Below are 11,547 nucleotides of genomic sequence, written 5' to 3'. Positions count from 1 at the left end.
ACAATGGCTCTGGACGTATAACAACGAACGGCCCAATATGGGCATCGGCGGCATCACACCCGCACAGAAACTAATAATGGCTGCGTAAATTCTACTGCAGAGCCCCGTTAAAAACGGGAGGATTACCCTTCCTAGCAGGCAAGAGAACATTTGAACCCTCAGCCGTCACCGCCTACAAATTCGGATTGGTGACGATGAAACAAGCATACGCTGATACAATCTAGAGTCAAACGCTTGCATAACCCACGGGTAAGAGATCGATTCAGCCCGAACTTGAAGTCACTGTCTCAAACTCCATTTCTTGACTGTGCGCAATACGGTTGCGTTCTTTCGCCATGCTTTTCGAACGGACGAATATTGGAAATCCCACATTAAAGCGCAGGAGCTTTACAGTCGGAAATGCACCTCTAAGAAATTAAAGTCTAGCCTTAATCTATTCGCCAGACCACATCCCTCTCAATTTCCGATGGAACCTTAACCTTGAAAGAGGGTTGGTATTTGTAGGCAACACAATTGGAGGAAATGTTATGAAAATCTCTGCTCTTCTGCTTGCCAGCGCAATGGCGATTGTACCAGTAATTGCCGGTGCACAGGCAACGCAAACACCGAATACAGATGTGCCGGGTGCAACAAACACTCCGACGCATGATGACAAGACCCCTGATGCCGGCCAGAACAGCATCACCGAGGCACAGGCAACCGAACTGTTCGGTAAAGCGGGTTACACTGACCTCACTGGATTGAAGCTCAACGATCAAGGAGTGTGGGAGGCTTCCGCTATGAAGGACGGTAAGAATGTAATGCTCTCACTCGATGCAGAGGGCAAGGTTTCTGAGCATATGATGTAATTTTGTAAGCGAGTCTGTGAAAGCCGCGTACGCGGCTTTCCGAACTCAATATTCCTGTTGGTCCAACAAGGATTGAATAAATGAAACCTGAATCAACTGATCCACTGACGCATGACAAGGACATTAAGTTTTTAACCGAGAATAGCGATCTATCGCCGCTCCAGGCGAAAGAATTGATTGATTTACTTGGGCGTGATCACCCTGAATTGCTAAAAGAAGCAAAGAAGTTCAAAGCTGAGAGCTGACGCGTGTGAGAAACAGGTAATTTCATTATTATCTAGTTTGAGGGCAAAAATTAATCGGAATTGGATAATGCGCTGCGTCTAGGAAATGCCTTTTTATTTGATTGATGCAGGCGTTTAGAAATCTTGGTTACAAGTCCGGTATGCGGCTATGGCAACAGATAAACTTTCGATTTACAGAAGTAAGCGCGATTTCAGCTTAACGACTGAACCTAAAAATTCAACTTTAAAAAACCTTTCAAAACGAAGACGCTTCGTCATTCAAAAGCACGATGCTACGCGGCTTCATTATGACTTTCGACTCGAACTTGATGGTGTTTTCAAATCCTGGGCAGTAACCAAAGGGCCGTCACTTGATCCTCATGTCAAGCGCCTCGCAGTCGAAGTCGAGGATCATCCGCTCGATTATGGCGACTTCGAAGGAACGATCCCAAAAAAACAATATGGCGGTGGTACTGTTATGCTTTGGGACCGAGGTTACTGGGAACCCGAAGGCGATAGAACACCACAAGAAGCCCTTGAGAAGGGTGAACTTAAATTCACCCTTGAGGGCGACCGCTTGCACGGAAGGTTCGTGCTAGTGCGCATGCGCCATGATCGAAATGGTGGCAAACGCATTAACTGGTTGCTCATCAAACACGAAGATGAGTTCTCCTTGGCAGAAAATGGCGTAGGGATTCTGGATAAGTACTTTAAGTCGGTTGCTTCCGGACGAACAATGGAGGCTATCGCGTCTGGCACGGGCAGAAAGCCAAAGCCATTTATGATGAAGCGTGCTGGCGTCGAGGCAGATGCCGTGTGGGATAGCAGTCGTGGTCTGGCCGCTGAGGAGCGAAAGACCGGTGGAAGAGTTAAGCCCCCTTCTGAAAAGCAGGACGAAAAATTGGCTCCTGTTCCTCGCGAGATTGCCGGTAATGCATCAGTTATGCCTGCATTTATACCACCGCAATTGTGCCGGACCTTGGCGCGACCGCCATCTGACGCTGGCTGGCTTCATGAAATTAAGTTTGATGGCTATCGACTGCAGATGCGCATCGAAAGCGGCACGGTTACTCTGAAGACGAGAAAAGGCGTCGATTGGACGATAAAGTTCCGTGCCATCGAAAATGCAGCATGCATGCTCCCCGATGCAATTATCGATGGAGAAATTTGCGCGCTCGATGACCAAGGGGCCCCTGACTTCGCCGCCTTGCAGGCAGCTCTTTCACAGGAGCAAACAGATCCCTTAGTATTTTTCGCCTTTGACATGCTTTTTGAAGGCGATGAGGACACACGCGAACTGGCACTTTTTAAGCGCAAGCATAGACTTGAGGCGCTTTTATCAGATGCAGGCGAGAATGCGCGTATTCGATATGTTGAGCATTTTCAAACCGGGGGAGATGCTGTTCTTAAATCCGCCTGTCGCTTGTCCCTTGAGGGGATCATTTCCAAAAAGGCCGATGCACCCTATCGCTCGGGTAGGAGTCAGACTTGGGCGAAATCCAAATGCCGTGCCGGTCATGAGGTGGTGATCGGTGCTTACGCTAAAACCAATGGCAAGTTTCGGTCTTTGTTGGTAGGCGTCAATCGCGGCGGCCAATTTGCCTATGTTGGTCGTGTCGGAACGGGGTATAGTGCCAAAGTGGTGCAGGCCATTTTGCCGAAGTTGCAAGCGCTGGAAACATCTACGTCGCCGTTTACGGGCGCCGGTGCTCCAAAAAGCCACGACGACATCGTCTGGCTCAAGCCAGAATTAGTGGCTGAGATCGAATTCGCCGGATGGACAGGAGATGGTCAGGTCCGTCAGGCGGCATTCAAGGGCTTGCGCGAAGACAAATCTGCGCGGGAGGTTGAGGCAGAGACATCAGCAGATCCTGAAGATACTGATGTATTTGAACAGGAGAAGCGAAGACCCCATCCTGCACGATCCGCCAGACGCGGCAAGGTCGAGGTAATAGGGGTGATGATTTCCCATCTCGACAAGCATCTATGGCCCAATACTGAGGATTGCGAGGCGATTAGCAAGGTTGAGCTTGCTCGATATTACGAGACCATAGGCCCCTGGATGATAGAACATCTAAAGGGTAGGCCATGCTCACTCCTGCGAACTCCTGATGGAATTGAGGGCGAACAATTCTTTCAGCGTCATGCTATGAAAGGCATGTCAAATCTCTTGGAACTTGTCACCATAAGTGGTGACCGCAAGCCCTATCTGCAGGTCGACCGGATTGAGGGGCTCGCTGCCATCGCTCAGATCGGTGGTACAGAGCTTCATCCGTGGAGTTGCCAACCGGGCAAACCCGATAGTCCCGGGCGTCTGGTCTTCGATCTGGATCCCGGTCCTGGTGTCGCGTTTGCAACTATCGTTGCAGCGGCGCGAGAGATCCGTGATCGGCTGGAGGAAGTTGGTCTTCTGAGCTTTTGTAAGACCACTGGCGGTGAAGGCTTGCATGTGGTCACACCGCTTGCCTTGTCCAAAGGGAAGGTCGAGGGCTGGGATGCGGCAAAGATGTTTGCTCACGATGTTTGCAAGCAGATGGCAGGAGACAATCCAGACCTTTACCTGATCAAGATGGCGAAGAACCAACGAGAGGGCCGTATTTTCCTTGATTATCTGCGGAATGACCGCATGGCGACAGCTGTTGCACCGCTTTCACCACGCGCCCGCCCGGGTGCTCCTGTATCGATGCCACTTAATTGGTCGCAGGTGAAATCCGACCTCGACCCGAAGCGTTTCACTATTCGCACGGTGCCAGAGCTTTTATCAAACACAACTGCCTGGCAGGATTATAATCAGAGCCAAAGGCCGCTTGCAGAGGCGATAAAGCGGCTAGCCAATGTAAACGACACCTGAATTACTAACGGCAAAATTCATTTCCTCGGCCGCTTTTGTTCAGCGAGCGATTTGCGCAACGCATCCATGATATTGATCACATTGCCAGCTGGTTCTGGTGACTGTATTTTTGCTCTGGTTTTCGTCGGCTTTTTGAGCATCTTTTTCCGAGTTTCAATAATATCGAGCAGCCGATCCTGCACGGGATCTATGACCATACTGGCATCCCAATCCCTTGTCTGGTTTTTAATTAGTTTCTGTACCAACTGCATCATATCGGCATCTGGTTTCTCTTTACTGACGCCTTTGAAATAACTTTCCTCATCACGAACCTCGTCACCGTAGCGCAAGGTCCAGAGCACTATCCCTTGCCCCGTGGCTCCAGCATCACAGCGCGTTCGCGGCGTGCGATGACCAGTCGGGAGATGCCTACCATTTTCTGCGCTTCCATCGCATCACGAATGACGGAGAATGCCTCCTGGCCGACCGGTTCATTGGGAGACAGATAATAGGGCGTATCGAGCCAGATCCATTCAATGCTGTCGCGCCGTGTGAAGTTTGAAATATCAATGGTTTTGGTACTGTCGAGGGTTACATTCTCCAACTCGTCATCTTCCAGGATCACGTAATCGTCTTCACCGCGTGGATAACCTTTAACCTCGTCTTCCTCATTGACGGTTTTACCTGTCACTGAATCCACATATTGGCTAACGACCCGGTTGCCGGTTGGCCGATTGAGCGTGTGGAAACGAACCCGCTCGCTATCGGATGTTGCGGGTACCATTTGAACTCCGCAGGTCACGAGTGACAGCTTCAGATACCCTTTCCAGTAAGAACGAATGGCCATGGTGAGTTCCTATCAGCTTGCCTTGCGGCCTTTCGGAGCGTTATGCTTTGGTTTTGCGGCAGCCTGTTGCCCTTGTTCGCCACTGTTGGCATTGGCCGCTGGACGCTTGGACTTTGCCTTGTTCACATCCATGGCAGCACTTTCACGCAACGCCTTGAGAAGATCGGCTGGCTTTGAGGCAGCGGGAGTTTTTATTCTTGGAATCGACCGGCCTTCCATCTTGGCTTTTACAAGTTCATGCAGCGCCTCGTCGTAGCGGTCTTCAAACTTGGTGATATCAAATGAGCTGGTCTTCGTTCCAATGATATGCTTTGCCAGTTCGAGCATCTCGCCTTTGATCTTGAGATAGGGAAGTTCCTCGAAAGCTTCTTCGGATGCGCGTACTTCATAATCGAAATTCAGCGTTGTGGCGATCAACCCTTCACTGTGCGGACGGATTAAGACCGTTCGCAGCCGACGAAACAACACGGTTCTCGCAACCGCTGCAACCTTTCGCCTTTTCATGCCGTCGCGTAAAAGTACAAAGGCTTCTACGCCTCTTTTATCGGGTGCGAGGTAATAGGGTTTGTCAAAATAAACATTGTCGACCTGCGAGCAGGGAATGAATGCATCAATCATCAGAGTCTTGTCGCTGTTTGGGACTGCTGCCGATATTTCATCCGGCTCTAACACGACATAGCGACCATCGTCGATCTCATAACCCTTGACCTGTTCGTCGCGATCCACAACATCACCGGTTTCGCTATCGACGAACTCCCGTCTTACACGGTTTCCGGTTTTGCGATTTAGAATGTTAAAACTTATCCTGTCTGAAGTAGATGTGGCAGTGTATAGGGCCACAGGGCAGGACACTTCACCGAGTTTGATGAAACCTTTCCAGTTTGCTCGCGGAGCCACCATGGTGGTATTCCTTCTGTTCATCCCAGCAATAAAAGCGAGAGATTGACTGCCACTAATTCTCAGAGATCATGGGTGAGGGCTCAACTTTTCCGACGCTGAACGCAATTTGCTCACTGATTGATCAATCATCTGAATATCATCCAATGTGACGACCGGTATAGGATCGGACGCCATCGCCTCCAGAACATCTGTCGAAAGACAGTTGTTTCGCAAGACCCACTCCATCGCCTCGCGCGTTTCCCGCTCAGCGCGCAGCTGGGCATAAAGGGCAAGGATGAGCCGATCGCGGGCATCGAATGAATTTCCTTGCGATTTTATCGGATTTTTTGACATGGCCACTGTCCTTTAGTCACCCTATTCCGCGGCCGCCCGTTGCGCCATAAACCTCTCCATTAATGAAACTTGCCTCTTGCGAAGCGAGCAAGACATAAATGGGGGCTATCTCAACAGGTTGACCGGGGCGTCCAAAATCACTGTTTTCTCCAAAATGGCGAACCTTTTTATCGGGTTGTCCGCCGCTAGGTTGTAGCACTGTCCAGAAGGGACCAGGTGCCACAGAATTGACACGCACACCTTTCTGAATGAGCTGTTTAGAAAGAGCTTTGGTGTAAGCAACAATGCCTGCTTTGGTCGTAGCGTAATCCAACAGGATGGGTGAAGGCTCATATGCCTGGATTGATGCGGTAGTAATAACCGAAGCGCCTGCATCAAGGTGAGGCGTTGCCGCCTGGGCAATCCAATGAAGCGCATAGAGATTCGTTTTCATCGTTTTATCGAAATCAGCACTCGATAATTCGCGGATATCCTCGCGGTACTGTTGCCTGGCAGCATTGACGACGAGAATGTCCAGGCCACCAAGATCACTGACGGCCATCTCCACCATATTGCGGCACCATACCTCTTCTGATACGTCGCCTGGAAGCGCTACACCAATCCGGCCTTCTGCATTTATAAGATCGATCACGGTTTCCGCATCGGACTCCTCTTCCTCAAGGTACGAAATCGCTACATCGGCACCTTCGCGAGCAAAGGCAATTGCCACTGCGCGACCAATCCCTGAATCACCGCCGGTGATTAGAGCCTTTCTTCCTGCCAGCCTTCCCGAGCCTTTATAGCTTTTCTCTCCATGATCTGGGGCTGGCGTCATATTTTCCACCAGTCCCGGCATCGGTTGTGGTTGCGCATCAAAGGGTGGAGCCGGATATTGAATGCGTGGATCCTGCTTTGTAAGGCGGTCCCTCATCATAATTCTCCTCCAAAATAAGAATTAAATGCTCGCTCAAATTGCACGTTCGATGCGAGTAGTTAAATGCTTATAAAGGTAACGTTCGCCTTCTCACGTCGTTCCACAATTTGAGGAGTTTTAGGCATAAGCTGTCATTTTAGCGCGAATAACTCCGCGTCGGGGTCTTGAGCTCCATTAATTGCGGTAGAGACGATTTCCGCAGCAATCTGGCTGAAAGTAATACCGTTGCCGCCAAATCCCATCACACAGTAGACATTTTGCATATCAGGTACCGGACCAATCAACGGCAGTCCTGTGGTTGTTGAGCCGAAAGCGGCAGCCCATCGGTATTCTATGGGTCCGATATCAACACCAAGCAGTTTGCTGACTTTTCGCTGGATGGCCTTCTCTTTTTTATGCAGCTTTGCGTCAGAGTGATAAGCGCTGGCATTGTTCTCATCTTCACCGCCAGCGATCAAACGTCCCCGATTATCTGTGCGGAGATAAAGATAGGGGTCGGATGCTTCCCAAAGGATATGGTTTTTCAACCAGTCGGGCAGCGTGACGCCTGCTTTACTCGCTATAGCCCATGTTGAAATGATCTCGTGTTTTTTGTTCGCAAGGCTCTGAAGAAACTCATAACCGGTACAGAATACGACGTGTTCAGCGGATATAAGTTTGCCTGCTGCAGTTCCCAGAACAACATTCTCTTTGAAGGCCTTTATGTCAGTGATTTCTACACCGCTCACGATTTCAGCGCCAAGCCTGGCCGCGTGACGTAGCAATCCAGCGGTCAACTGACCGGGGTTGGCGGATGCGGATATGTCACTCAAAATGGCACCACTACGCTCAATATTGTAGAGCTTCTTCATGCCGGCCTTGTCAATGAACTGCGCGCCGATCCCAGCTTTTAGGCGCGCTTCCATTTCAGTTTTGAGGCCGCGTGTTCCCATTTCATCACCTGCAACATAGAGTGCCTGTTTGCGTTGCATGGAGCAGGAAATTTCTAGCGACCGAACAATGTCTTCCAGTTGCAGCACAGCTTTTGCAGAGCGTAACCAGGCCCTGTTTGCCTTTTCTTCTCCGATCATCGTTTGAAGCTTATGTAAAGGCACATCAATTTCATGCTGGATCATTGCCGTATTGGCAATACTACTGCCATGGACAGGAGTGCGTTTATCAATGATGAGCACGGACTTGCCGGGTTTGACGAGAGCTTGCGCAACGAGCGCACCGCTAATACCCGCGCCGACGATCACAATATCGTAGTGATCCATGGAAACATGGCTTGTGCTCTGCACAGTGATACGAGGACTATCGAGCCATAGGGGGCGAGAATCTCGCAGATCACGGGCCTTCGTAAGTTTTTGTTCTGTCATGACGTTCTTTCATATGCAGCTATTATGGCTCTGTGTAGCCGACCACATGAATAGTGAGTGTGCCGGACGATGGGTTGGTTTTAAAAAACAAGATCCCCGTTTCATGGGATTCAGATGCGACGTAATCGAACGTTATGTCAGAGCTTTCAGTGCTGCTGGATGAGGAAATGTCTCCGCGAACATGCACTTGGGCGGCTGTTGAAAGAGAAGTGTTACGGAGATCAAAGGTTACGCGGTAAACTTTGTTCATAGAGTTTATCGACATGATCGATATGTCGAACTGAGGCTCTTGAACTTCATATCGATAAATGTCCCGGCCAATCCATACGAAAAGGGCAGTGACCAACAAAGTGCAAATTCCGCCTGCCACCCATTCTAACCAATGAGGTCGAGCGGTTTCGGTATGTTTATTGCCTATGGATTTTGTCATCGGTCAATCACAATATGAGACGTGCGGCGGCAGCGCCAATGGAGGCGGGGAATCCGAGGATGACGGCGGCAGTAAGTACTTGGGAGAGGGATGTGTGATCGAGACGTTCAAAAGTCCACAAGGCATAAATGCTGACCACAATGGCGATGACATATCCTGGCATTGTGAAGCGGATGAAGGGTTCCCACCATGGCATTCCCTCTGAGATGCTATGTGAGCCCTTAAAATGAAGCGCGTAAACAAAACCGTGCATCAGGGTAACGGAGATAAGGGCGATACAGGCGGTATTAAACGGGCTGATCTTATACGCAATTAGGATCATCTCATCAGTGGGGGCGACATTGAGACTGAGAAACAGCGACCCAACCAACATCATGAAAAGCTCATGCAGATATCCGGTTTCGCCTTCATATTCACCGTCTTGCTTTTCCCGCTCTTCCGAGCGCAATCCAAGCTGACTGCGTCCGAGCAGTGCGCCAATACTGGCTGGCACAGACTGCAAAGCAATTTTGGCCACCATTATGCTGATGGTCAACTGGTCATCAATAACGCCCAGAATAAGCAAAATGGTGGCACTTACGGCGATACCCAGCCCGTAAGCTATGACAGCATCACGCAATGCATCGCGCCAAGTGGCGGTCTTTTCAAATCCTATCCGTTTGGCGAGCACCCAAAGCAAAGGCAAATTGAGAATGCAAAGTAGCAGCAGACGCGTGCGATTTACGTATAGGCCGAGGAACCACATTTCCATAGTCATCAACATCGGCAGGGCGAAAAGAAGTGCTCCTGCAACTCCTCGCGCGATACCGATAATGAATTGACTGGCTTTATGATCCCCAGGTCTACCTGCTGCAATTGCCACCATGAAAAGCCTCCAGCTCCATGTCAGCATTAACGCGTGTTTCAGATACTGGTTCCCGGCTCAGGTAGACGGATCGATAAGTGCGATGCCAAACTCTGGACAATAGCGACGCCGCAACTCTTGAGGTGTCTCCCTAATGATTACTTCGAGGGTCGGCTTTACATAACCTTTGACAAAATGGCCGCCCCGCGTGTGCCCATTTGCTAGGCCCAAGACAGCATGCAAATGCGGATTTGGCTTTCCCTTCTCATCGAGCGTGATATCGCCTATCAGGCTCAAAACCTCGCTTTGAGCGTCGACGGTAATATTTACATAAGATTTTGATGTCAGATCGAAAAAGGCTAGCACGGCAGTCTCAAACGCGCCGATGGCTTTAACTGAAGCTGCAGTAATATCTTGTATGATTGCGAAGTCTCTAATGGTTTCGAAAGCTTCTTCACCGGGGTCAACGATAAGCATAAAAACACGTTCACCGTCATTCAATAACAGCTTGCTTTGCATAATCTTAATCCCTTTCTCTCCAGTAGAGGGACACCAACCAAGTAAGTTACCAGAGAAAATATGCGATTTGTCAACTAACGCGGCGCAGATGACGCCCTTCTTCGATTTCTTCGACGATCTTGTTCACAAATGCATCAAGATCTTCCGGCGAACGGGATGTGATAATACCTTGATCGACTACAACCTCTTCGTCCGACCACACGCCACCGGCATTTCGCACATCTGTCTTAATTGAGCCGTAGGAGGTTACATTTCGTCCTCTGATCGCATCTGCTTCTATCAATAACCAGGGCGCATGGCATATCGCGGCAACGATTTTGCCAGATTGGGTAAATTCGCGCACAACACGCATGGCGTTTTCCTCAGTTCGCAGTTTATCAGGATTAATCTGACCACCCGGAAGCACAAGCGCATCGAAGTCTTCAACATTGACGTCCTCTGCCAAAAAATCGACGTTGACTGAATCACCCCAATTTGCGTTGTCCCAACTCTTGATCGCACCGCTTTGAATGGACGCGATTTTTACGTTTGCACCACGGCGCTGCAGTTCTTCATAGGGAACACGGAGCTCTGAACGTTCATAACCGTCAGTTGCCAGAATAACGATTTTTGCATTTTTTATAGCTGTCATATTTTGGTCCTTTCCAATTTCTCGGTATTTAGTCGATGTCGTTTGATGGCAGAAAATTAGACATCTTAGCATTGGGATCTATTGAGAATTTCTAGCAGGCGGAGCGCGCACTGGACGGGTAAGAAGCTCGTCTGCCGTTTCGTTGGCCATCAAGGGAAAACGGAAAAATCCTGATGTTCTTCAGCACCGTCGAGTCCGTTTGACACAGCGCGGCTCCTGTTAAACCAACGTAAGCAAAGAGGGATTGTTCCGTAGATTGTGCCAGTCCGTCGTATTAAACTTTTTTAGTTAGGGGCGGCGGAGCTGAGTTTGATTTATTAAGCAAGTAGTTCGAAAGCGCAGAGATTTTAAACAAGCACCAATTCGGGGTGAAGTTATCTCGCCGTTTGCTAAGCCATCGCTGGCTGAACACTTTTTAGGCTGGTATTTCAATGCCTCTAAAGCACTATGAAATGGCAGAATATTGCGTGTTGTAAAAATATATGTCTACTAGTGCACTGACGTATTTATAGCTTTAAGCTATTGATTTGACCTTATTAATGAGCGGGATACGAATCATGCTGTTGTGTTGCGCTCAAGCGCCTCAGTCTGCAATAAGTTTTTCAAGGCTTTCAAAGGTGTTGTCACGTTAACTGGGCTACAGTTGCCTGCCTGACGGTTTGGGCGTAATTTTTGGCGATGCAGACATCAGTTATCATCTTCAAGCGTCACCGTTTTCCGCCACAGATTATTGCTCATGCGGTGTGGCTTTATCTGCGGTTCAACCTTAGTCTGCGTGAAGTTGAGGAAATGCTGCTTGAGCGTGGAATCGACGTATCATACGAGACAGTTCGTCGTTGGATCGCCAAGTTCGGCCCCCAGATCACACGC

General features: G+C 49.5%; 11 protein-coding genes and 2 pseudogenes. 4 read left to right on the top strand and 9 right to left on the bottom strand.

Annotated elements, in window-relative coordinates; genetic code table 11:
• The first annotated feature begins 527 nt into the window (after positions 1-527).
• The 3 genes from OPR82_RS22265 (at position 528) to ligD (ending at position 3,923) form a co-directional block, all read left to right on the top strand.
• Positions 528-848: a hypothetical protein gene (locus OPR82_RS22265; protein WP_024898600.1), complete on the top strand. Its 321-nt coding sequence runs from the start codon at positions 528-530 to the stop codon at positions 846-848.
• Positions 849-928: 80 nt separating this feature from the next.
• Positions 929-1,093 (top strand): hypothetical protein, encoded by a 165-nt coding sequence (locus OPR82_RS22260; RefSeq protein ID WP_200869472.1) that lies wholly within the window; start codon positions 929-931, stop codon positions 1,091-1,093.
• Positions 1,094-1,241: 148 nt separating this feature from the next.
• Positions 1,242-3,923 carry a DNA ligase D gene (gene ligD / locus OPR82_RS22255; protein ID WP_265987149.1) on the top strand — a complete coding sequence of 894 codons (2,682 nt, stop codon included), beginning with the start codon at positions 1,242-1,244 and terminating at the stop codon, positions 3,921-3,923.
• A 17-nt stretch (positions 3,924-3,940) separates the two neighbouring features.
• Here the strand turns inward: ligD and ku (OPR82_RS22250) are convergent.
• From ku (OPR82_RS22250) to OPR82_RS22210, 9 genes and pseudogenes are all read right to left on the bottom strand, one after another.
• Positions 3,941-4,749 (bottom strand): annotated as a pseudogene (gene ku / locus OPR82_RS22250) (non-homologous end joining protein Ku).
• A 12-nt stretch (positions 4,750-4,761) separates the two neighbouring features.
• A complete protein-coding gene (gene ku / locus OPR82_RS22245) occupies positions 4,762-5,649 on the bottom strand; it encodes a non-homologous end joining protein Ku (protein WP_024897194.1) in 888 nt (295 codons plus the stop codon).
• A 66-nt stretch (positions 5,650-5,715) separates the two neighbouring features.
• A complete protein-coding gene (locus tag OPR82_RS22240; protein WP_024897195.1) occupies positions 5,716-5,982 on the bottom strand; it encodes a hypothetical protein in 267 nt (88 codons plus the stop codon).
• Positions 5,983-5,998: 16 nt separating this feature from the next.
• Entirely contained in the window at positions 5,999-6,892 is an 894-nt protein-coding gene (locus OPR82_RS22235; RefSeq protein WP_024897196.1) for an SDR family oxidoreductase, read from the bottom strand.
• Between the two features lie 134 nt (positions 6,893-7,026).
• A complete protein-coding gene (locus tag OPR82_RS22230) occupies positions 7,027-8,253 on the bottom strand; it encodes an NAD(P)/FAD-dependent oxidoreductase (protein ID WP_265987148.1) in 1,227 nt (408 codons plus the stop codon).
• 22 nt (positions 8,254-8,275) lie between these two features.
• The gene (locus OPR82_RS22225) at positions 8,276-8,683 is read right to left on the bottom strand and encodes a TIGR02588 family protein (protein ID WP_084486784.1); all 408 of its coding nucleotides are present in this window, start codon (positions 8,681-8,683) and stop codon (positions 8,276-8,278) included.
• A 7-nt stretch (positions 8,684-8,690) separates the two neighbouring features.
• Positions 8,691-9,548: a TIGR02587 family membrane protein gene (locus tag OPR82_RS22220; RefSeq protein WP_140906345.1), complete on the bottom strand. Its 858-nt coding sequence runs from the start codon at positions 9,546-9,548 to the stop codon at positions 8,691-8,693.
• Positions 9,549-9,605: 57 nt separating this feature from the next.
• On the bottom strand, positions 9,606-10,046 hold the full coding sequence (locus tag OPR82_RS22215) for a PPC domain-containing DNA-binding protein (protein ID WP_128095125.1): 441 nt from the start codon (positions 10,044-10,046) through the stop codon (positions 9,606-9,608).
• A 70-nt stretch (positions 10,047-10,116) separates the two neighbouring features.
• Entirely contained in the window at positions 10,117-10,677 is a 561-nt protein-coding gene (locus OPR82_RS22210; RefSeq protein ID WP_128095126.1) for a type 1 glutamine amidotransferase domain-containing protein, read from the bottom strand.
• A 678-nt stretch (positions 10,678-11,355) separates the two neighbouring features.
• Here OPR82_RS22210 and OPR82_RS22205 point away from each other — a divergent pair.
• Positions 11,356-11,547: pseudogene (locus tag OPR82_RS22205) on the top strand (IS6 family transposase); the annotation flags it as partial.

The organism is Ochrobactrum chromiisoli (assembly GCF_026241335.1).
In the GTDB taxonomy this organism is placed as follows: Bacteria; Pseudomonadota; Alphaproteobacteria; order Rhizobiales; family Rhizobiaceae; genus Brucella; species Brucella chromiisoli.
The sequence above is the reverse complement of the archived record's forward strand: the minus strand, read 5'-3'. Positions and strand labels throughout refer to the sequence as shown.